At 63.8% G+C, this 20,091-nt stretch carries 19 protein-coding genes; 6 read left to right on the forward strand and 13 right to left on the reverse strand.

Going from position 1 to position 20,091, the window contains the following annotated elements; translation table 11 throughout:
* Positions 1-208: 208 nt before the first annotated feature.
* A complete protein-coding gene (locus tag WH303_RS23510; RefSeq protein WP_339521292.1) occupies positions 209-1,417 on the forward strand; it encodes a glycoside hydrolase family 5 protein in 1,209 nt (402 codons plus the stop codon).
* A 10-nt stretch (positions 1,418-1,427) separates the two neighbouring features.
* Here the strand turns inward: WH303_RS23510 and WH303_RS23515 are convergent, their stop codons facing one another.
* The 10 genes from WH303_RS23515 to ppa all read right to left on the reverse strand — a co-directional run bounded on the left by WH303_RS23515 (position 1,428) and on the right by ppa (position 11,094).
* Entirely contained in the window at positions 1,428-2,705 is a 1,278-nt protein-coding gene (locus tag WH303_RS23515; RefSeq protein WP_339521293.1) for an amidohydrolase family protein, read from the reverse strand.
* Between the two features lie 53 nt (positions 2,706-2,758).
* Entirely contained in the window at positions 2,759-3,682 is a 924-nt protein-coding gene (locus tag WH303_RS23520; protein WP_339521294.1) for an ABC transporter permease, read from the reverse strand.
* A gap of 49 nt (positions 3,683-3,731) precedes the next feature.
* Positions 3,732-4,793 carry an ABC transporter permease gene (locus WH303_RS23525; RefSeq protein ID WP_339521295.1) on the reverse strand — a complete coding sequence of 354 codons (1,062 nt, stop codon included), beginning with the start codon at positions 4,791-4,793 and terminating at the stop codon, positions 3,732-3,734.
* A 9-nt stretch (positions 4,794-4,802) separates the two neighbouring features.
* Positions 4,803-6,377: an ABC transporter ATP-binding protein gene (locus WH303_RS23530; protein ID WP_339521296.1), complete on the reverse strand. Its 1,575-nt coding sequence runs from the start codon at positions 6,375-6,377 to the stop codon at positions 4,803-4,805.
* 137 nt (positions 6,378-6,514) lie between these two features.
* A complete protein-coding gene (locus WH303_RS23535) occupies positions 6,515-7,519 on the reverse strand; it encodes a BMP family protein (protein ID WP_021025094.1) in 1,005 nt (334 codons plus the stop codon).
* Between the two features lie 382 nt (positions 7,520-7,901).
* Positions 7,902-8,240 carry a hypothetical protein gene (locus tag WH303_RS23540; protein ID WP_133248230.1) on the reverse strand — a complete coding sequence of 113 codons (339 nt, stop codon included), beginning with the start codon at positions 8,238-8,240 and terminating at the stop codon, positions 7,902-7,904.
* 17 nt (positions 8,241-8,257) lie between these two features.
* Positions 8,258-8,656, reverse strand: a complete 399-nt coding sequence (locus tag WH303_RS23545) for a phage holin family protein (protein ID WP_021025096.1) — start codon at positions 8,654-8,656, stop codon at positions 8,258-8,260.
* 107 nt (positions 8,657-8,763) lie between these two features.
* Positions 8,764-9,081: a DUF883 family protein gene (locus WH303_RS23550; RefSeq protein ID WP_043338381.1), complete on the reverse strand. Its 318-nt coding sequence runs from the start codon at positions 9,079-9,081 to the stop codon at positions 8,764-8,766.
* A gap of 236 nt (positions 9,082-9,317) precedes the next feature.
* Positions 9,318-10,430: an NAD(P)/FAD-dependent oxidoreductase gene (locus tag WH303_RS23555; protein WP_339521297.1), complete on the reverse strand. Its 1,113-nt coding sequence runs from the start codon at positions 10,428-10,430 to the stop codon at positions 9,318-9,320.
* A 136-nt stretch (positions 10,431-10,566) separates the two neighbouring features.
* Positions 10,567-11,094 carry an inorganic diphosphatase gene (gene ppa, locus WH303_RS23560; protein ID WP_116927687.1) on the reverse strand — a complete coding sequence of 176 codons (528 nt, stop codon included), beginning with the start codon at positions 11,092-11,094 and terminating at the stop codon, positions 10,567-10,569.
* A 265-nt stretch (positions 11,095-11,359) separates the two neighbouring features.
* Between ppa and WH303_RS23565 the strand changes: the two genes are divergently transcribed.
* The 5 genes from WH303_RS23565 to WH303_RS23585 all read left to right on the forward strand — a co-directional run bounded on the left by WH303_RS23565 (position 11,360) and on the right by WH303_RS23585 (position 17,022).
* Positions 11,360-12,793, forward strand: a complete 1,434-nt coding sequence (locus WH303_RS23565) for an aldehyde dehydrogenase family protein (RefSeq protein ID WP_339521298.1) — start codon at positions 11,360-11,362, stop codon at positions 12,791-12,793.
* A 252-nt stretch (positions 12,794-13,045) separates the two neighbouring features.
* Positions 13,046-13,675, forward strand: a complete 630-nt coding sequence (locus tag WH303_RS23570) for a DUF2889 domain-containing protein (protein WP_339521299.1) — start codon at positions 13,046-13,048, stop codon at positions 13,673-13,675.
* Positions 13,676-14,154: 479 nt separating this feature from the next.
* Positions 14,155-15,138: a TRAP transporter substrate-binding protein gene (locus tag WH303_RS23575; RefSeq protein WP_021025102.1), complete on the forward strand. Its 984-nt coding sequence runs from the start codon at positions 14,155-14,157 to the stop codon at positions 15,136-15,138.
* 89 nt (positions 15,139-15,227) lie between these two features.
* The gene (locus tag WH303_RS23580) at positions 15,228-15,734 is read left to right on the forward strand and encodes a TRAP transporter small permease (protein WP_021025103.1); all 507 of its coding nucleotides are present in this window, start codon (positions 15,228-15,230) and stop codon (positions 15,732-15,734) included.
* Positions 15,727-17,022 (forward strand): TRAP transporter large permease, encoded by a 1,296-nt coding sequence (locus tag WH303_RS23585; RefSeq protein WP_027010466.1) that lies wholly within the window; start codon positions 15,727-15,729, stop codon positions 17,020-17,022. Before WH303_RS23580 ends, WH303_RS23585 begins: the two co-directional genes overlap by 8 nt.
* A gap of 62 nt (positions 17,023-17,084) precedes the next feature.
* On the opposite strand, the gene WH303_RS23590 is transcribed toward WH303_RS23585, so the two are convergent.
* The 3 genes from WH303_RS23590 to WH303_RS23600 all read right to left on the reverse strand — a co-directional run bounded on the left by WH303_RS23590 (position 17,085) and on the right by WH303_RS23600 (position 20,076).
* Positions 17,085-17,975 carry a LysR family transcriptional regulator gene (locus WH303_RS23590; RefSeq protein ID WP_021025105.1) on the reverse strand — a complete coding sequence of 297 codons (891 nt, stop codon included), beginning with the start codon at positions 17,973-17,975 and terminating at the stop codon, positions 17,085-17,087.
* Between the two features lie 82 nt (positions 17,976-18,057).
* The gene (gene cycA / locus WH303_RS23595; protein ID WP_339521300.1) at positions 18,058-19,461 is read right to left on the reverse strand and encodes a D-serine/D-alanine/glycine transporter; all 1,404 of its coding nucleotides are present in this window, start codon (positions 19,459-19,461) and stop codon (positions 18,058-18,060) included.
* A 132-nt stretch (positions 19,462-19,593) separates the two neighbouring features.
* Positions 19,594-20,076, reverse strand: a complete 483-nt coding sequence (locus tag WH303_RS23600; protein ID WP_339521301.1) for a DUF6630 family protein — start codon at positions 20,074-20,076, stop codon at positions 19,594-19,596.
* Positions 20,077-20,091 lie beyond the last annotated feature (15 nt).

Consider the following 20,091-nt stretch of genomic DNA (forward strand, 5'->3'; position numbering starts at 1 on the left):
AAGCGCCACCCGGGTCTCCGGCTTTCTCCAACACCAACGAGATCGCCAAGCCATTGTGTGAGCAAGCGCAAGGGCTGGGCCCGGCGATATGCCTCGGAAAGCGGCCAGAAATAGCGCCCAAGCCCGTTGCAAACAGAAATCAATCAAAGCATTACCAGTGATAGCATCTGCCGCATCCCCCGTCACCGGCCTTCAACGCCCTGCTTCGATGTTCAAGATCTCTGTACCCAGCCTGGCCGTCGCGATGGCGCTGTCCGCATCCGTGCAAGCAGCCGAAGCGGCCGACCTGGCGGCCTTCTGGACCACCACACAACGGGGCGGCAACAGCTTTAACCGCTTGCCGCCGGATGCCCACTATTACGAAGCGCTGCGCGGCTACGGCGCCAGCTGGGTACGGCTGTCGTATGACAAATGGAAGCCTGCGCAGCGCGATTTTTTGATGGGCAATGCGGACGACTACCAGCAGCTGGTGGCATCGGACCTTGCCACGCTCCAGGCATCGGTAGCCAAGGCCCATGCGGCGGGGCTCAAAGTGGTGATTGCGCCGCTGTCCCTGCCGCTGTCACGCTGGTCGCAAAACAACCAGGGGCAGTTTGATGACCGCATCTGGCAGGACCGGGCGCACTGGAAGACCGCCGGCCAGTTTTGGCAGGACCTCGCCCGCGCCTTGAAGGACACGCCCGGCATAGCGGCCTATAACCTGATCAACGAGCCCGCGCCCGAAAAACAAGGCGGCATGCCCGAGCATGCCAGCGCCCAGGCGATGCAGGCCTGGTATGCGAAGGCGAAAGGCGGGTCGCGCGACCTGCCCGCGTTCTACCAGTACCTGATTGCCCAGATCCGGGCCGTCGACCCGGACACGCCCATCATGGTCGATTCCGGCTGGTATGGTGCGGCCGATGCCTTCGCTTACTGGCCCGAAGCGCTGGCTGACAAACGGGTGCTCTACAGCTTTCACATGTACGAACCCTACCAGGCCACCAGCACCCCCAACATGAAGCGCAAGCAGCCCTACCGCTACCCGGGCGAGGTGCCGTTTGCCGGCAAGACCCAGCCCTGGAACCAGCAGCGCGTGGCCCAGTACCTGGGTGCCGTCAACAGCTGGGCGCGCTCCTTGGCGATTGCGCCGGAGCAAATCGTCATGGGCGAGTTTGGCTGTGTGCGCATGCTCGGCAGCTGCAGCCAGTACCTGGACGATGTTCTGTCTTATACCGAGGACAAGCGCTACCACTGGGCCTTCTACAGCTTTCGCGAAGATGCCTGGGACGCCATGGACTACGAACTGGGCCAGGCCAAGGTGGACTGGCGCTACTGGGATGCGATGGAAAAAGGCCTGCCCGACCCGGTCAAGCGCAGCGCGACACCGGAGTTCGAGCCGATCCGCAAGCGCTTGCAGCCGCGCTTGCAGCCGCGCTGAAAGGCGCCGCTTAACGCGCGCTCAGCAGCGTGGTGCTGCCAGGGCGTCCTGGCACATTCAAGGTCGCTACCGGTGCCGGCGTGCTGGCAATGCGCTGGCCACGGCGCCATACGCCCAGGCGCGTGGCTTTGAGGCGCAAGGCCTCCACCGGGTCCTTGGCATGCAGCAGCACAAAGTCGGCATGGGCGCCCTTTTCAATCCCATAGCCTTGCAGGCCCAAGAGGCGTGCGGGGTTGCAGGTGATCGCATCAAAGCATTGCTGCATGCCGGCACGGCTCGTCATCTGCGCCACATGCAGGCCCATGCTGGCCACCTCCAGCGCATCGCCCGATCCCAGGCTGTACCAGGGGTCCATCACGCAGTCATGGCCAAAGGCAACCGTGAGGCCCGCGGCCATCAGCTCGGGCACGCGCGTCATGCCACGGCGCTTGGGGTAAGTGTCATGGCGGCCCTGGATCGTGATATTGATCAAGGGATTGCTGACAACGCCCAGCTGCGCCTCCGCCATCAAGGCCATCAGCTTGCTGACGTAGTAGTTGTCCATGCTGTGCATGGAGGTCAGGTGCGAGCCAGTCACGCGGCCCTGCAGGCCCAGGCGCTGCGTGTGGTAGGCCAGGGTTTCCACATGGCGCGACATCGGGTCGTCCGACTCGTCGCAGTGCATGTCCACCAACTTACCGCGCTCGGCGGCCAGCTCGCAGAGAATGCGCACGCTCTCTGCCCCATCGGCCATGGTGCGCTCAAAGTGCGGAATGCCGCCGACGACATCGACGCCCAGGTCGAGCGCGCGCTTGAGGTTGTCCAGCCCGCCCGGTGTGCGCAGCACGCCGTCTTGCGGAAAGGCCACCAGCTGCAGGTCGATATAGGGCGCCACGCGCTTTTGCACATCGAGCATGGCTTCGACCGGCAGCAGGCTCGGGTCGCTGGTGTCCACATGGCTGCGAATGGCCAGCAGGCCGCGCGCCACCGCCCAGTCGCAGTAGGCCAAGGCACGCTCGACCAGCGCCTCATGCGTCAGCTGGGGTTTGAGCTCGCCCCACAGCGCAATGCCTTCGAGCAAGGTGCCGCTTTCGTTCACACGCGGCATGCCATAGCTCAGGGTGGCATCCATGTGGAAATGCGGGTCCACAAAGGGTGGGCTCAGCAGCAGGCCCTGGGCGTCCACCACCTCGGCAGCGGGCGGCTGCAGGCCCTCGCTCACCTCGGCGATCTTGCCGTCCTGCACAGCGACCGACATGTTCTTGCGGCCATCGGGCAAGCTGGCATTGCGAATCAATAAATCAAGCATTTTTTATCCTTGTAGGCAGACCAGGGTCTGCATCGAGGGGCGCGAAGCGCGGCTCAGCGCTCGCCTTTGCGGTAGGGTTTCATCAGCGCCTGCGGATAGGCAGCTTTGCGGGCCACCAGCACCAGCGCCAGGATCGACAGCAGGTACGGCAGCATCAGATAGAACTGGTAAGGCACGAGGCCATCGCCCGACTGCTGCAGGCGCAGCTGCAGTGCGTCGAAGAACGCAAACAGCAGCGCGCCCAGCAAAGCCTTGCCCGGCCGCCAGGAGGCAAACACCACCAGCGCCACGCAGATCCAGCCCCGGCCGTTAACCATGTTGAAGAAAAAGGCATTGAAGGCCGACAGGGTCAAAAAGGCACCGGCCACCCCCATCAGCGCCGAGCCCGCAATGATCGCACCGCTGCGCACCGCCATCACGGCCACACCCTGGCCTTCTGCGGCCTGCGGGTTCTCGCCCACCATGCGCACCGCCAAACCCAGCGGCGTGCGAAACAGCACCCAGGCCAAGAGCGGCACCAGCAGCAAAGCCAGCAAGGTCAAGGCGGTCTGGTCGCCCAGAATCGGAATCGGCAGCCAGTCCATGGCCTCAAACGGCGTGATCGTGGGCGGCTTGTTCACCTTGGGAAAGCTCACGCGGTAACCGTAGTACGACAAGGCCGTCGCCAGCATCGTGATGCCCAGGCCCGATACGTGCTGCGACAGCGCCAGACCCACCGTCAGCCAGGCATGCAGGCTGCCCAGCACCGCGCCGGTGAGCGCGGCCACCAGCACGCCCGTCCACAGGCCGTGGCCGGCATACACGGTCAGCCAGCCGGTAAAGGCACCGGCCACCATGATGCCCTCGATGCCCAGGTTCAGCACGCCGGCGCGCTCGCACAGCAGCACCCCCAGCGTGCCCAGCAGCAGCGGCGTGGCTGTACGCAGCACGGCCACCCAGAAGGAGGCATTGGCCAAAATATCCATCACATCGCTCATGCTGCACCTCGCGCTGCCGTCTGTTTTTGGGGTTTCAACATCACAGCGCTCACTTTCTGCGCAGGCGGTATTGGGTCATCAGGCTGGCCACCAGCACCGACAAGAGCGAGGCGGCCACGATCACATCGGCAATCGCATTGGGCACGCCGACGGCGCGGCTCATGCTGTCGGCTCCCACCAGCATGCCGGCCACAAACACGGCCGAGGCCACGACACCCAGCGGGTGCAGGCCGGCCAGCATCGCAATCACGATGCCGCTGTAACCATAGCCGGGCGACATGTCTAGGGTCAGGTAGCTGGTGCGGCCCGCCACCTCGATGGCGCCGGCCAGGCCCGCGAGCCCGCCCGACAGCAGCGCCACCAGCACGACGGTGCGGGTCACCGGCACGCCGGCAAAGGCCGCTGCGCGGGGGTTGGCGCCGGCTGCGCGGATGTCAAAGCCCGGCACGGCCCGCTGCAGCAGCAGCCACAACGCGACCGCCAGGCCCACCGCCATCAGCAAGCCGTTGTGCAAACGGGTCTGCGCAATCAGCTTGCCCAGCTCCAGCTCGCCCTGCAGCGCCACGCTCTGCGGCCAGCCCATCGCCATCGGGTCTTTCATCGGGCCATCGAGCAGGTAGGACACGGCCAGCAGCATGACAAAGTTCAGCAGCAAGGTGGTCACCACCTCGTCCACGCCCAGCTTGGTCTTCATCAAGGCCGGGCCCAGCAGCAAGGCCGCGCCAGCCAGTGCGGCGGCCAGCAGCATCAGCGGAAACAGCAGATAGATGGGCAGCTCAAAGCCGGTACCCCCATGCATGCCGCCCACCGCCACGGCCGCCACCGCGCCGGCATAGAGCTGGCCTTCGGCGCCGATGTTGAACAGCCGCGCCCGGAAAGCCACCGCAGCGGCCAGACCGGTCAGGATCAGCGGCACGGCGCGCGTCAAGGTTTCGGACAGCGCAAACAGCGAGCCAAAGGCGCCTTTGAACAGCGCCACATAGGTGGCACCAACGGGCGCGCCTGCCCACAGCACCAGCAAGCCGCTGATGGCCAAGGTAAACACCACCGCACCCAGGGGCGCAGCCACCATGGCCAGCTTCGAGGGGGTTGCTCTTTTTTCTATACGCATTGCAGTCTCTCAGCCCTGGCCCACAGGCGCTGTCATAGGAGATCCGGCCATGGCCAGACCGATGGTCTCGCGGCTCCAGTCCGCAAAAGGCAGCACGGGGGACAGATGCCCCTCGTGCATCACGCCGATGCGGTCACCCAGTGCCAGCACCTCGTCCAGGTCGTCCGAGATCAGCAGCACTGCAGCGCCGGCATCGCGTGCGGCCAGCAGTTGCTGGTGCACAAAGCGCACCGCGCCAATATCGAGGCCCCAGGTGGGCTGGTGCGCCACAATCAGGCGTGGCGCCACGCCCTCGGCACCTTGGGGTGCCAGCAGCGCCCGGCCCAGAATCAGTTTTTGCATATTGCCGCCCGACAGCGAACGGGCCGGCGCATCGAGACCGCCGCCACGCACATCGAACTGCTTCGACACATGCTGGGCCTGGCTGCGAGCCTGCGCACGGCGCACCCAGCCCCAGCGTGAGAACCAGGGGCTGCGCAGCCGCTCGGACACCGCGTTTTCCCACACCGGCAAATCACCGACCACGCCGGTGCCATGGCGGTCTTCCGGGATGCGCGCCACGCCCTGGGCGACCAAGGCCACGGCTGACGCCGGCATCGGCGCGCCCAGGTACTGCACGCTGCCCTGGCCCGGGCGGCGCATGCCGCAGAGCATATCGGCCAAGGCCACCTGGCCGTTGCCCGAAACACCGGCAATTGCCACCATCTCCCCGGCCCTCAGCACCAGCGACACATCGACCAGGCGATCGCGCGCGGTGGATGTGGCCGATGCCGTAGTGTGCACATTGCGCAGGCTGCAGACCTCATTGCCCACCTTGGCGGCAGGTTGGCGCTCGGGCAGACTCACGGCCTCGCCCACCATCCACTGCGCCAGCTGCGCCTGGGTGGTGCCGGCGGTTGGCGCCTCGGCCACCAGCTTGCCGTGGCGCAGCACGGCCACGCGGTCGGCCACGCGCAGCACTTCGCCCAGCTTGTGGCTGATGAAGATGATCGACAGGCCTTGGGCCACCATCTGGGACAGGGTCGCAAACAGCGCCTCGCTCTCCTGCGGGGTCAGCACGGCGGTGGGCTCGTCCAGAATCAAGATCTTGGCGCCCCGGTACAGCGCCTTGAGGATTTCCACCCGTTGGCGCTCACCCACCGACAGGCTGCCCACCCGTGCATCAGGATCGACCACCAGGCCAAACTGGCGTGCGACTTCGACCAGCTTGGCGCGGGCCTGGCGCTTGGCTGACTTGAGGCGCAGCAGCGATTCGCTGCCCACCATGATGTTGTCCAGCACGCTCAGGTTGTCGGCCAGCGCAAAGTGCTGGTGCACCATGCCGATGCCCGCAGCCAGCGAGGCGCGCGGCTGGCCCGGCGGCAGCGCCTGGCCCATCACATCAATGCGCCCCGCATCGGCCACATAGTGGCCAAACAGGATCGACATCAAGGTGGATTTGCCCGCGCCGTTCTCGCCCAGCAAGGCCACGATCTCGCCCCGGTGCAGGGTCAGCGAAATGCCGTCATTGGCCACCAGCGGGCCAAAGCGTTTGGTGATGCCGTGCAGCTGGAGCACGACAGGAGAGGAACTTGGAGGAGACATGGGCAAAGGGCCGCTGGGTTCGCTGGGCAGGCGACGGGCCTGGCAGCTGGCACAAAAACAGCTCCGGCATGGGCCGGAGCTGGAAGTTGGTGGCGCCGAGCTGCCAGAGCCCAGCGCCTAGGCAATCCAGGCCCGGCTTACTTGGCCGTGGACTTGGGTTGCGAGTCGTCGACCTTCACGACGAACTTGCCCGACAGGATGTCGGCCTGCTTGGCCTGCACCTTGGCGATCAGGTCCGCCGGCAGCTTTTTCTCGAAGGTACCAAACGGTGCCAGCGACGAGCCCTTGTACTTCATCATCGAGTACGGGCCGTAGTCCTCGGCCTTGTAGCTGCCGTCCTTGACCGCCTTGATCGCGCGCTCGACGCTCGGCTCCATGTGCCACAGCGCCGAGGCCACCACGGTGTCGGGGTACTGCGCCTGGGTGTTGATCACATTGCCAATCGCCAGCTTGCCTTTTTCCTTGGCCGCATCGCTCACGCCAAAACGCTCGGCGTAGAGCACATCGGCGCCCTTGTCGATCATCGCAAAGGTCGCTTCCTTGGCCTTGGGTGGATCAAACCAGCTGTTGATGAAGCTGACGGTGAACTCCACCTTGGGATTGGTTTCCTTGGCGCCCGCCATGAAGGCGTGCATCAGGCGGTTGACTTCGGGGATGGGGAAGCCGCCGACCATGCCGATCTTGTTGGTCTTGCTCATGCCGCCAGCGACCATGCCCGACAGGTAGGCGGGCTCCTGGATGTAGTTGTCGAACACGCTGAAGTTGGGCGCCTGGATCTTGCCCGACGAGCCCATCACAAAGGCGGTCTTGGGAAAGTCCTTGGCAACCTTGCGCGCCGCCGCTTCCACGCCAAACACCTCACCAAACATCAGCTGCGCGCCGCCGGTGGCGTACTCGCGCATCACGCGCTCATAGTCGGCATTGGCCACGTTTTCGCTGGACTTGTACTCGATCTCGCCCCGCGCCTCGGCGGCCTTCAGTGCCTCATGGATGCGGCTGACCCATTGCTGCTCGTACGGCACGGTGTAGACCGCCGCGACCTTCACCTTGGTCTGCGCCCAGGCCGGGGCAGCCGACAGGCCAGCCAGCGCGAGGGGCAGTGCAGCCAGGCAGGTTTGAACAATACGACGCCGTGTAGTCATCAAGAAACTCCTTAGGGGTGAGATCCACTTGCCATCCAAGTGGGCGGGCGAGAGAAGCAAGTTCTGTACCGTGTCTTGCGCCAACGTGCTGCACCCGCTTGTGACCGCTCCTGCATTGAGAGCAGCAACGTGTGGCTGGCAGGCAAGCGGCAGCGCTTGCAGCGGTAGACACACGCACAAGACAAGTGCATCACGCAATGCGTATATACACAGCGCGCCGCGCATTCTACCCAGATCAGCGGCGCTTGAAAGCCATTTTTCGCCACGAGATTGCTGGCAGCAAGCGGGCAGTCCCTATCTTCGGGAATACGCGTAGCGCGATGCGGCACAAAAAAAACCGCCATGCAGGGCGGCATGGCGGTATTTAGGGAGGTGGCGCTGCTCAGTGGTTGCGGCGCAGCTTCATCACAATGGGCATCGCAATGGTGGCCATGCGAATGAGCTTGCGCGGCCCCAGCAGCAGGCCGGCGCCCACCAGGCCAGCGCAGACCAGCGGATGCTCGCGGCCAAAGCTGATCAGGCGCTCGGCCAGGGTGCCATAGGCCATGGGGTGGTGTTGGCCGCCGGTGGCATCGCGGCGCAGCGCCAAGGCTTGTTCACGCGCCAGGCGGCGGCCATCGAGGCGCTCGCGCTGGTTCTGGATGCGCAGCAGCACTTCCCGGGCCTCAGGGTCTGTGGCCTGCAGCAGTTGCAGCTCCGCGTCTTTGCTGGGGTTGATCATCGCTTGGGTCCCTTGCATTACTTGAGACGGCCCTTGACCGCTTGCCAGTCCTGGCGCAGCACGGTCTTGGTCAGCTGGAAGGGGTTGGCGGCCTTCTTCGTGGTCAGGTACAGGAAGGCCAGCACGCCCAGCCACAGCACCAGCCAGACACCGGCTACCAGCCAGGTGGCCAGCATGCGGTTAGGCGTATCCCAGAAAGAAATGATGATGGCGCCCGAGAGCACCGTCAGGGCCACAATGGTCAGACCCGCAACCACCAAACCCATCAGGACCAGCCAGATCAGGTTCTTTTTCTGCTCCTGCCATTCAATGGCCAGCAGATCCATTCGGTCTTCAGCCGCTATGGCGCTTTCCGACAGCAAGGCGCGAAAGCGCGCCAGCATGTCATCGACGCCCAGCACAGACAACCAGTTCATGGACTCTCCTCGTGCATATGGGGCACCTGGGTGCCCCTTGTTCTTGGTGTCGGCCCGGCGGGCCTTGCCAGCGCGGCCATGGTGCCCACGCTGGCTTCGGGCTCAGCTCAGCGGCGCGAGAAGATAAAACCGATCAGCGCGCCGACGGCCAGCGCTGCACCGGCGACGCGCCAGGGCTCGTCATGGGCATAGCGGTCAGCTGCCAGCGCAGCTTCCTTGGCCTGGCGGGCGGCTTCTTGTGCCGCGCGCACAGCGCCTTCACGGGCATCACCCGCGCTGTCTTCCAGGCGTTGGCGCAGTTGCTTGATGTCGGGCACGCCGTCCAGGTCCTTGCTCGACAGCACGCCGCGCAGATCGCTCACCAGTTTTTCCAGATCAGCCTGGGCATTCTCAACGGTATCGCTCAGCAAATTGGATTTACGCATGTTCATCATCCTTTTCTTGGTCAGGCTACAGGAAAGTTCCGCATCCACCATGCGCAGCCAGGGCCGGCTGCTGCAGGGCGCAAGCTCCGTTACATGTTAACGGAGAAAGCGACAGCCACGGGCTCCGATATGCAGCCCTGCCTGTCAGAAGATTCCGACTATCGCCGTCAAACTGTGGCTTTTGTCGCATTTAGGTGCGCATCGCAGGTCCTGCGCACCTGCCTCCTTGACGGCGGTCAAGCCGCTTCCTGGGCCACCGCTTCGTTCACCGCCTGGGCAATGGCCAGGCAGCTGGTCAGCCCGGGCGATTCGATGCCCAGCAGGTGGAACAGGCCCGGCGCGCCATGCACCTCAGGGCCTTGCAGCACAAAGTCGGCATCGGGCTCTCCCGGGCCGCTGATCTTGGGCCGGATACCGGCGTAACCGGCCGCCAGCGCGCCATCCTGCAGGCCGGGCCAGTAGCGGCGCACGGCGGCATAAAAGGCATCGCCGCGTGCCGGGTCGACCACCAGGTCAACGGCGCTGTCCACCCACTGCACATCCGGGCCAAACTTGGCCTGGCCGCCCAGGTCCAGGGTCAGGTGCACACCCAGGCCACCCACTTCGGGAACCGGGTAGATCAGCTGCTTGAATGGCGCGCGGCCGCTTAAGGTGAAATAGTTGCCCTTGGCATAGTGGGCCCTGGGCAGCTGCGACAAGTCAGCGCCTTCGAACTTGCGCGCCAGATCGGGCGCCCACAGGCCTGCGGCATTGACCACGGTCCTGGCCTGCAGCTCGGTGCCGTCTTCGGTGCGCAGCAGGATGCCGCCCTCTTCGCAGCAGGCAGCGGCCAGCGGGCTGTTGAACACGACCATGCCGCCGGCGTTTTCCAGATCGCCCTGCAGGCTCAGCATCAGCCCGTGGCTGTCGACAATGCCGGTGCTGGGAGAATGCAGCGCGGCCACGCATTCCAGCGCAGGCTCCATGGCCCTGGCCTCCTCGCGGCTGAGCAGCACCAGGTCATCGACACCGTTGGCGGCCGCATGGCGGGCAATGTCCTGCAGCTTGGCGCGTTGCGCCTCCGACGTGGCCACAATCAGCTTGCCGCAGCGCTGGTGGTCAATGCCGCGCTCCTGGCAGTAGGCATACAGCAGGGCCTTGCCCTCCACACACCAGCGCGCCTTGCGCGAGCCCTGGGCATAGTAGATGCCCGCATGGATCACCTCGCTGTTGCGCGAGCTGGTGCCGGTGCCAATGGCGTCCTGCGCCTCCAGCACCAGCACCTCACGCCCGGCCAAGGCCAGCTCGCGGGCGACAGCCAGCCCCACCACCCCCGCACCAATCACCACGCAATCGACAGTATCGGCCACTTGCTCGCTCCTTCGCTTTTATATGCCCGCCAGCTTAGCGCCTGGCGCGTCGCCCAAAAGCAAAAAGCCGGTGAAAAACCGGCTTTCGTCAGCGTTGCCTGCCCAGGGCCGCAGGGCCCCGGCAAGTGGCGTCTTCTTACTTGTTGTAGTTGGCGATGCCGTCCACGATTTCCTTGTGGGCTTCGTCCACGCCCTTCCAGCCCAGCACCTTGACCCACTTGCCCTTTTCCAGGTCCTTGTAGTGTTCAAAGAAGTGCGAGATCTGCTGGAGCACCAGGTCGTGGATGTCGCTCAGGTGGTTAATCTTGTCGTAGGCAGGCAGCAGCTTTTGGGTGGGCACCGCCAGCACCTTGCCGTCCACACCGGACTCGTCTTCCATGTGCAGGATGCCGATCGCGCGGCAAGGCACCACCACGCCGGTAGGCAGGGGAAAAGGCGTCATCACCAGCACGTCCACGGGGTCGCCGTCACCCGACAGGGTCTGGGGCACATAGCCGTAGTTCACCGGGTAGTGCATGGCGGTACCCAGGAAGCGGTCCACGAACACGCAGCCCGAATCCTTGTCCACTTCGTACTTCACAGGAGCGGAGTTGGCCGAGATTTCGATCACAACATTGAAGACATCAGGGGCCTTGGAGCCAGGGGTCAGTTTTTCGAAGGACATGCGATTCCTATGAGGTCAATTGAATGGAGGGCCGACAGCGCGCAAAAAGCGGCCCGCCAGCGGCAAAACCCCGTGATTTTAGGTGCATTGGCCAGCCATTGCCCAAAAAATGCCAACCGCATCGTCAAATGCGGTGGTCAAACCCGTGACAACCGCGGGCTCATCCCGGTAGGCGCAGCCCCATTCCTGCGCTATTGTGGGGGCCGTTTCGAGCCTGCCGCCTGGCAGACTCCGCCGCCTATTGCACCCAGAACGGAACAACGCCATGCAATTGCATTACATCGCCAACGCCTCTGTGCCCTCGCTGTCGGGCAAGACCATCCCCGTCATTGACCCCTCGGACGGCCAACCCTTTGATGAGATCCAGCGCGGCAACGCCGAAGACGTGGACCATGCGGTGCAAGCCGCGCGCCTGTGCTATGAGAACGTCTGGCGCAAGACCAGCCCGGCCGAGCGCAGCCGCCTGATGATGCGCCTGTCGGCCAAGGTGCTCGAGCACGCCGACGAACTCGCCGCCATCGAGCAGCGCGACTGCGGCAAGCCCACCAAGCAGGCCAAGGCCGATGCACTGGCCCTGGGCCGCTATTTCGAGTTCTATGCGGGCGCTGCCGACAAGCTCCACGGCGAGACCATTCCCTACCCCCATGATTTCAGCGTGCTGACCTGGCGCGAGCCCCATGGCGTGACCGGCCACATCGTGCCCTGGAACTACCCGATGCAGATTTTTGGCCGCTGCGTGGGCGCAGCGCTGGCAGCGGGCAATGTCTGCGTGGTCAAGCCTTCTGAAGATGCGTGCCTGAGCCTCATCCGCGTGGCGCAACTGGCCGCTGACGTGGGCTTTCCTGCCGGCGCGATCAATATCGTCACCGGCTTTGGCCATGAAGTGGGCGATGCACTGGCCCGCAACCCCGATGTGGACCACATCAGCTTTACCGGCAGCCCCCGCATCGGCACTTTGATCGAGCAGGCGGCTGCCGAGCGCCACTGCCCCTGTACCTTGGAGCTGGGCGGCAAGAGCCCGCAGATCGTGTTCGCCGATGCCGATCTGGATGCCGCCATCCCGACCATCATCAACGCCATCATCCAGAACTCCGGCCAGACCTGCTCGGCGGGCTCGCGCCTGCTGGTCGAGCGCAGCATCTACGAAACCCTGCTCGCTCGCCTGGGCAGCGCCTTCGAAGCGCTGCGCGTGGGCCCGGCCAGCCTGGACCTGGACCTGGGCCCGCTGATCCGCCAGACCCAGCAGCAACGCGTCTGGGATTTTCTGAGCGATGCGCACAACGACGGCATCTCCATCGTCGCCCAAGGCCAGATCGCCGACGAGGCGCCCGAAGGCGGCTACTACCAGGCCCCCACCTTGCTGCGCGATGTGCCCGTGGACCACCGCCTGGCCCAGGAAGAGATCTTTGGCCCAGTGCTGAGCGCCATGGCTTTCGACAGCGAAGAAGAAGCCATCAAGATGGCCAATGCCACCCAGTTCGGCCTGGTGGCCGGCGTCTGGACGCGCGATGGCGGCCGCCAGTTCCGTGTGGCCAAGCGCCTGCGCAGCGGCCAGGTCTTTATCAACAACTATGGCGCCGGCGGCGGCGTGGAGCTGCCCTTTGGCGGCACCAAGGCCAGCGGCCATGGCCGCGAAAAGGGTTTTGAGGCGCTGTATGGCTTTACGACTTTGAAGACCGTTGCGATCCGCCACGGTTGATCCGCACCTTGGGGCGGGCCCCGCCCCCCTGCGCCCCGCGCCGCCCCTGCTCTGCAGCGGCGGCGCGATTGTTTTTACAATGGAGGGCTGCATGCAGCGGACAGCCTCCCGCTGTCACCTGCTGCACAGACAGCCCGCAGCAACAGCCCCATAGTGATCAGCACTGGGGGCATGGCAGCGCCGCCGAGCAAGCGCTGGCCTGCACCAAGCCGGGTCATCCACAAAAACAATCCCACCGCGACACCCTCTTCCATGCCTTTGTCTCCCGTCCCCAACCGCGTCCCCAAACATTTGCGCGATGTGCGCTACCGCAGCTTCGAGCGCGAGGATGGGCTCTGGGATGTTGAAGGTGAGCTGGTGGACACCAAAGCCTATGACCTGGTGCTGTCGGGCGAGCGCAAGCGCAAAGCCGGAGAGCCCATTCACCATATGTGGATTCGCTGTACCATTGATACAACACTTACAGTTGTTGCCATCGAAGTCGCGATGGATGCGCACCCACTGGGCGAATGCCCGCTGGCCCTGCCTGCCATGCAAAAAATGGTGGGCTGCTGCATGGCCCGGGGCTGGCGCAAGGCCATCGAGGCCAACCTGGGAAACATCGAGGGCTGCACCCATATGCGCGAGCTGTTGTTCAACATGGCAACCGCCGCTTTTCAGAGCGTGAACCAGGCCTTTGCCCGCCCCCAATCAGACCAGCCCCCCCGCCACCTGGGGCAGTGCAAGGGCTGGGATTTCAATGGCGCCGGCGTCGCTGCGATCTACCCCCAATTCATCGGCTGGCAAGCGCCCAAGCCAGGCAACACCGGCGCTGCAGCGGTGGCAACCACTAGCGAGAGCCCCGCCGATAAGCCCACCACGGACAGCGCCAACAAAGGCTGAGCGCGCACCCAGCGCCCCGCTGCCCTGCTCCCGCCACCACCGCGCCCCAGCCGCCGTGGTGGCTTTTTTGCGCACACTTTTTTGCAGGCATCCTGGGGGCCCTAAGGCGGTCTTAAGGCACTTCTGATGCTACTTCTGCCGGTACTTCTGCTGCTACTTCTGCCTAGGGGCCAAACTGCGCAGGCTTGCAGAAACCTAGTATTAACCCTAGGAATCTACGACGGCAAAATGCATGGACGTGTTCGCTCAAAATCAAAAATCGTTGAACAATTTTTAATACCACATCCCACAAAAGAAATTTTGAAACCTACAAAAATTAATTATTGTTGAAACCCCGTATAGCGCTACTTTGCAATAACTGTTAATTTTGGCAAACAATTCACCAGCATAGCAGTTGTTTCCGGCGCTGCTGTGGCTGTTGATCGTATTCATCCCGGGCAGCATCCGCTGCGCCCTATTTGTCTCTAGAAGGAGCCGTCATGAAGCGTCGAGTTTTTTGTGCCACCGCCACCCTGGTTGCCAGCATCGGATTTGCCACCGCAGCCGCTGCCCAAACCAAATGGGATTTCGCCACCGCGTATGCGCCATTTAACTTCCACTCCAAAAACAATGAGCAGTTCGTCAAGGACGTAGACGCAGCGACCAGCGGCAAACTCAAGATCACGCCCCACTTTGGTGCATCGCTGTTCAAAATGCCCGAAATCAAGCGCGCCGTGCAAACGGGTAATGCCCAGATGGGCGAGTTCTTTCTGGTGAGCTTCCAGAACGAGTCGCAGATCTTCGGTGTTGACGGCCTGCCTTTCCTGGTGAACAACTACGACGAAGCGTTCAAGCTTTACCAGGCCCAAAAGCCGGCGCTGCAAAAGCTGCTGGACAAGCAAGGCCAGGTGCTGCTGTATTCGGTGGCCTGGCCACCGCAGGGCATCTACACCAAGAAACCCATCAACTCGGCAGCGGACCTCAAGGGCATGAAGTGGCGCGTCTACTCGCCCACCACCGCCCGCATTGGCGAGCTGATTGGCGCGCAACCGGCCACCGTGCAAGAGGCCGAGCTGTCCCAGGCGCTGGCCACCGGTGTGGTCGATGGCCTGATCACCTCGTCGGCCACCGGCGCCGACAACAAGCTGTTTGAAAACCTGAAGTACTACTACAACGTGCAGGCCTGGATTCCCAAGAACGCCGTGACCGTGAGCAAGAAGGCCTTCAACGCGCTGGGCAAGGCTGAGCAGGAAGCGGTGCTCAAGGCGGCGGCCGCAGCCGAAGAGCGCGGCTGGAAGGAATCGAAGGAAGTCGATGCCAAGTCGCTGGCGACCTTGAAGCAAGGCGGCATGAGCATCGAGCTGCCCTCGGCCCAGCTCAAGGCTGACCTGGCCAAGGTGGGCGAGACCGTGATCAAGGAATGGACCGACAAGGCCGGCGCCGAAGGCAAGGCCATTTTGGACGCCTACCAGGCGTCCAAGTAAGCCACGGTCTCCTCTGTGCAGTCCGCCCGGGGCCACCCGCCCCGGCTGGGCTGTGCAGTCAGCAACCTTTACTGCTTTGAATGACAAGCATGCGCAAGCTACTCAATGGACTGTATGACGCCTCTGCCTGGCTGGCGGGGCTGTCGATGATCGGCATCCTCGTGATGGTGCTGCTCACCGTGGTCAGCCGCCTGATCGGCTTCAGTGCCCCCGGCACGGATGCCTATGCCGGCTACGCGATGGCGGGAGCGGGCTTTATGGCCCTGGCCAGCACCCTCAAAAAAGGGGAACACATCCGCGTGACCCTGCTGCTGGGCGCGCTCAAAGGTGGCGCCTTGAAGACCATGGAAGTGATTGCCCTGGGCATCGCAACCATCCTGTCGGGCTTTTTGGCGTTCTACGCCGCACGCCTGGTCTGGCAATCCTGGGAGATCGACGATATCTCCGTGGGCATCGATGCGACGCCGCTGTGGATTCCCCAAATTTTCATGGCACTGGGCACCCTGGTGTTTTTTATCGCCTTTTGCGACGAGCTGGTGCTGGAGCTGACGGGCAAACGCAAACCTGTGGCCAAGGAGGACGCCCACCATGAATGAAATTACCGCCAGCATTGCGCTGATTGTGGTGCTACTGATCTTGCTGGGCGGCGGCGTCTGGGTGGGTCTGACCCTGGCCGGTGTGGCCTGGTTCGGCATGGAGTTCTTTACCGCCCGCGCCGCCGGGGATGCGATGGCGATGACGATCTGGGGATCGGCCAGCAGCTGGACCTTGACGGCGCTGCCGCTCTTTGTCTGGATGGGTGAGATTCTCTACCGCACCAACTTATCGGAGAGCATGTTCCGGGGCCTCGCACCCTGGGTCAACCTGCTGCCCGGCCGCCTGCTGCACACCAATGTGATCGGCTGCACGATATTTGCGGCGGTGTCTGGCTCCTCGGCCGCCACCTGCGCGACCGTCGGCAAGATGAATGTGCCCGAGCTGATGAAGCGCGGTTACCCCGAGAACATGGTCATCGGCTCGCTGGGCGGCCCTGCCACCCTGGGTCTGCTGATTCCGCCATCGATCATCCTGATCGTCTACGGTGTTGCCGCTGAGATGTCGATCTCCAAGCTCTTCATGGCCGGCGTGCTGCCCGGCATCATGCTGGCCCTGCTGTTCAGTGGTTGGATCATCGTCTGGGCCCTGCTCAACCCCAACAAGATCCCCAAGGCCGACAGCTCCATGAGCTTCAAGCAGAAGCTGCACGAGTCGCGCCACCTGATCCCTGTGGTGCTGCTGATCGCCTCGGTGATTGCCAGCATCTACACGGGCATTGCAACGGCCACCGAAGCGGCTGCCATTGGCGTGCTGGGCTCCCTGGTGCTGTCTGCGACGCAAGGCGCGCTCACCTGGAAGAACTTCAAGGACTCGCTGTTTGGTGCCACGCGCCTGTATTGCATGATCGCGCTGATCCTGGCCGGTGCCGCCTTCATGACCTTGTCGATGGGCTATATCGGCCTGCCGCGCCAGCTGGCCGAGTATGTCGGCAGCCTCAACCTGTCGCCTGCGATGCTGATCATCGTGCTGGGCATCTTCTACATCCTGATTGGCTGCTTCCTCGATGGCATCTCCACCATCGTGCTGACCATGGGTGTGGTGCTGCCCATCATCCAGGCTGCGGGCATCGATCCGCTGTGGTTTGGTATCTTCCTGGTGATCACCGTGGAGACCGCGCAGATCACGCCGCCGGTGGGCTTCAACCTGTTTGTGCTGCAAGGCATGACAGGCAAGCAGATCACCTACCTGGCCCGTGTCTGCGCACCCTACTTTGCGCTGATGGTGCTGGCCCTGGTGATTCTCTGGTTCTTCCCCCAGATCGTCACCGCGCTGCCCAACAACATGTAAGCCTTGCGCAGATCCGCGACGAACCGGCTGCCTTGGCAGCCGGTTTTTTTATGCGCCAGCGCTCAGCACAGCAACAGGTCCTGCTGCTCCTGAACCGTGGCCTGCAAAAAGCGCCAGACCACCTGGATGCCCGGCACCGAGCGCAGCTCGGGCGGCATCGACATCCAAAAGGTGCGGGTGAACTGCGCCTGCTCGGGCAGCACACGCTGCAGCAAGGGGTCCTTGTCAGCCAGAAAGCCCGGCAGCACGCCCAGCCCCGCGCCGGTGCGCACGGCGGTGTACTGCGCCAGGATGCTGGTGCTGCGAAAGCTAAAGCGCTGGGGCGCGCTCAGGCTGTCGAGAAACTGCAGCTCCTTGGTGAAGAGCTGGTCATCGACATAGTGCACAAAGCGGTGGCTGGCCAGGCCTTCGGTCGAGGTGATCAGCGGGTGGCGCGCCAGATATTCGCGCTGGCCATAGAGGTACAGCCGGTACTCGGTCAGGCGGCTGGTGACAACGGTATCGCGCACCGGGCGCTCGAGCGAGATGACGATATCGGCTTCGCGGCGCGAGAGCTGCAGCATGCGCGGCACGGCCAGCAGGTCAATGGTCAGCAAGGGGTAGCGCTGGGCCAGCAAGGCCAGGTGCTTGGCCAGCACCTGGGTGCCAAAGCCTTCGGTCACGCCGATGCGCACCACGCCGCTGGGGGTCTCGGCGCTTTGGCTCGCAGCAATCGGCGCAATGCCGCGCGCAATCTGGTCCATGGCCTCGGCGCGCGGCTGCAACTGGCGGCCGGCATCGGTCAGCTTGTAGCCACTGCCCTCGCGGGTGAACAAGGTGGCGCCGAGCTGCTTTTCCAAAGCCTGGATGCGGCGCGAGACTGTGGTGTGCTCCACGCCCAGCGCCTTGGCCGCGCCCACCAGGGTGCCGGCCTGCACCAAGGCCCAGAAAAAGCGCAAATGATCCCAATCCATGCCAGCCCCTTGTCGATGTTGCACAGCATTATTGTGCAAATTTGCAACAGGGGCAGCAGATAGGGACCGTGCCTGGCTCCGATCAGGCGACTTTCGCGCTCTTGCGCTGCCAGGCGTAGGCCAGACCCAGCAGCACAAACCAGGCCGGCGTCGCGATCAGCGCCTGGCGCGTGTCCAGCTCCAGGCTGAGCAGCACCAGCACGGCGGCAAAGAAGGCCAGGCAGACCCAGCACATGAACACGCCGCCCGGCATACGGTAGTGAGACGCTTGGTGCAGCGCGGGGCGCTGCTTGCGGTAGCTGATATAGGACAGCAGGATCAGCGACCAGACAAACATGAAGAGGATGGCCGAGACGGTGGTCACCAGCGTGAAGGCTTCGACCAGGTTGGGTACCACCCACATCAAAAAGGCACCGCCCAGCAGGCAGACGCAGGAGAACAGCAGGCCGCGCGAAGGCACACTGCTGGCCGAAAGCTGGCCAAAGGAGCGCGGGGCATCGCCCTTGAGCGCCAGGCCGTAAAGCATGCGGCTGGTGGAGAACACGCCACTGTTGGCCGACGAGGCGGCCGAGGTCAGCACGACAAAATTGATCACACTGGCCGCTGCCGGCAGGCCGGCGAGCACAAACAGCTCGACGAACGGGCTCTTGCTGGGCACCACATCGCGCCAGGGGGTGACGGCCATGATGGCGATCAGCGCGCAGACGTAGAAGATGATGATGCGCACGGGGATCGAGTTGATCGCGCGCGGCAGGGTGCGGTGCGGGTCCTTGGCCTCGGCAGCCGTGGTGCCCACCAGCTCGATACCGACAAAGGCAAACACCGCAATCTGGAAGCCAGCAAAAAAGCCCATGGCGCCATGGGGGAAGAGCCCGCCATCGTTCCAGAGGTTGGCGATGTTCGCCTGGCGCCCGGCCGGCGAGCTAAAACCGGTGCTGACCATGTAGAGGCCCGTACCGACCAGCGCGACGATGGCCACGATCTTGATCATCGCAAACCAGAACTCGACCTCGCCAAAGAGCTTGACGGTCAGCAGGTTGAGCGACAGCAGCACGGCCACGCAGGCAATGGCCGGGGCCCATTGCGGCAAATCAGGCCACCAGAACTGCGCATAGGCCGAAATGGCAATCACATCGGCAATACCGGTGATGATCCAGCAGAACCAGTAGGTCCAACCGGTGAAGAAGCCGGCCCAAGGGCCCAGCAGGTCGTCCGAGAAATCGATGAAGGACTTGTACTGCAGGTTGGACAGCAGCAGCTCGCCCATGGCCCGCATCACAAAGAACAGCATGATGCCGATGATGGCGTAGACCAGCACGATGGACGGCCCCGCCAGGCTGATGGTCTTGCCCGAGCCCATGAAAAGCCCGGTGCCGATGGCGCCGCCGATGGCGATCAACTGGATATGGCGGTTGCTGAGATTGCGTTGGAGGTCATCGGTTCCGGGCGAAGCCCCCGATTGCTCCGCTGGGGCCTGTTTGCTCATGAGAAAAAAGCGCAGTGCGTTAGCGAGAAAGTTGGTGCGGCCTGCGAGCCAAGGCCCGGACGCACCGCGAAGGTGCGCAAGGATAAAACAGCGTCAGCCCAGCCAGGGGCAAAAGGTTATTATGCTGCGCAACTAATTGTGCAAAGGCAGCAACTTGCCGCCTACGCGCGCGGCCAAGGCCTGCAAAGGCGCAACCGCGCTGGCCTCCAGCACCGACAGCGGATAGCTGTCGCTATCGATGTCGAAGCTGACCAGGCTCAGGCCTTGGCTGCGCAGGTAGTCACCCGCCTCCTGCAAGGCCTCGTGGTTCAGCGCTCGGCTGCCCGCCAGCGCCTGCAAGTCCAGCCCCCGCTGCTGCACGGTCTGGAGCTGCTGCAGCGCCCAGATGGCGTCATCCATGTTCAGCTTCCAATCGAGCTCAAAGCTCTGGCTGCGGCGCTGCAGGCCCTCCACCAGCGCCAGCCAGGGCGTCACATGCGCGGGCTCGTCCATGCCCCGGTTGACCCATTCATCGGCAAAGCGATCGAGGTACTGCGCGGGTTGCTCGATCGCCTGCCGCAGCTCGCCCCAGAGTTCATCGCTATCGTCCAAGGCCAGCGCCTGGCCGAGGGCCATACACAAGGCCTGCCA

Source organism: Comamonas sp. MYb69, assembly GCF_037479315.1.
Taxonomy (GTDB): domain Bacteria; phylum Pseudomonadota; class Gammaproteobacteria; order Burkholderiales; family Burkholderiaceae_C; genus Comamonas.

Bases quoted from the DNA above. Each gene is read 5' to 3' on its own strand.
- WH303_RS23590 (WP_021025105.1), bottom strand. From the start codon at position 17,975: ATGGATTGGGATCATTTGCGCTTTTTCTGGGCCTTGGTGCAGGCCGGC.
- WH303_RS23575 (WP_021025102.1), top strand. From the start codon at position 14,155: ATGAAGCGTCGAGTTTTTTGTGCCACCGCCACCCTGGTTGCCAGCATC.
- WH303_RS23510 (WP_339521292.1), top strand. From the start codon at position 209: ATGTTCAAGATCTCTGTACCCAGCCTGGCCGTCGCGATGGCGCTGTCC.
- WH303_RS23600 (WP_339521301.1), bottom strand. From the start codon at position 20,076: ATGGCCCTCGGCCAGGCGCTGGCCTTGGACGATAGCGATGAACTCTGG.
- WH303_RS23570 (WP_339521299.1), top strand. From the start codon at position 13,046: ATGCCTTTGTCTCCCGTCCCCAACCGCGTCCCCAAACATTTGCGCGAT.
- cycA (WP_339521300.1), bottom strand. From the start codon at position 19,461: ATGAGCAAACAGGCCCCAGCGGAGCAATCGGGGGCTTCGCCCGGAACC.
- WH303_RS23550 (WP_043338381.1), bottom strand. From the start codon at position 9,081: ATGCGTAAATCCAATTTGCTGAGCGATACCGTTGAGAATGCCCAGGCT.
- ppa (WP_116927687.1), bottom strand. From the start codon at position 11,094: ATGTCCTTCGAAAAACTGACCCCTGGCTCCAAGGCCCCTGATGTCTTC.
- WH303_RS23540 (WP_133248230.1), bottom strand. From the start codon at position 8,240: ATGATCAACCCCAGCAAAGACGCGGAGCTGCAACTGCTGCAGGCCACA.
- WH303_RS23530 (WP_339521296.1), bottom strand. From the start codon at position 6,377: ATGTCTCCTCCAAGTTCCTCTCCTGTCGTGCTCCAGCTGCACGGCATC.
- WH303_RS23515 (WP_339521293.1), bottom strand. From the start codon at position 2,705: ATGCTTGATTTATTGATTCGCAATGCCAGCTTGCCCGATGGCCGCAAG.
- WH303_RS23525 (WP_339521295.1), bottom strand. From the start codon at position 4,793: ATGCGTATAGAAAAAAGAGCAACCCCCTCGAAGCTGGCCATGGTGGCT.
- WH303_RS23520 (WP_339521294.1), bottom strand. From the start codon at position 3,682: ATGAGCGATGTGATGGATATTTTGGCCAATGCCTCCTTCTGGGTGGCC.
- WH303_RS23580 (WP_021025103.1), top strand. From the start codon at position 15,228: ATGCGCAAGCTACTCAATGGACTGTATGACGCCTCTGCCTGGCTGGCG.
- WH303_RS23565 (WP_339521298.1), top strand. From the start codon at position 11,360: ATGCAATTGCATTACATCGCCAACGCCTCTGTGCCCTCGCTGTCGGGC.
- WH303_RS23535 (WP_021025094.1), bottom strand. From the start codon at position 7,519: ATGACTACACGGCGTCGTATTGTTCAAACCTGCCTGGCTGCACTGCCC.
- WH303_RS23585 (WP_027010466.1), top strand. From the start codon at position 15,727: ATGAATGAAATTACCGCCAGCATTGCGCTGATTGTGGTGCTACTGATC.
- WH303_RS23545 (WP_021025096.1), bottom strand. From the start codon at position 8,656: ATGAACTGGTTGTCTGTGCTGGGCGTCGATGACATGCTGGCGCGCTTT.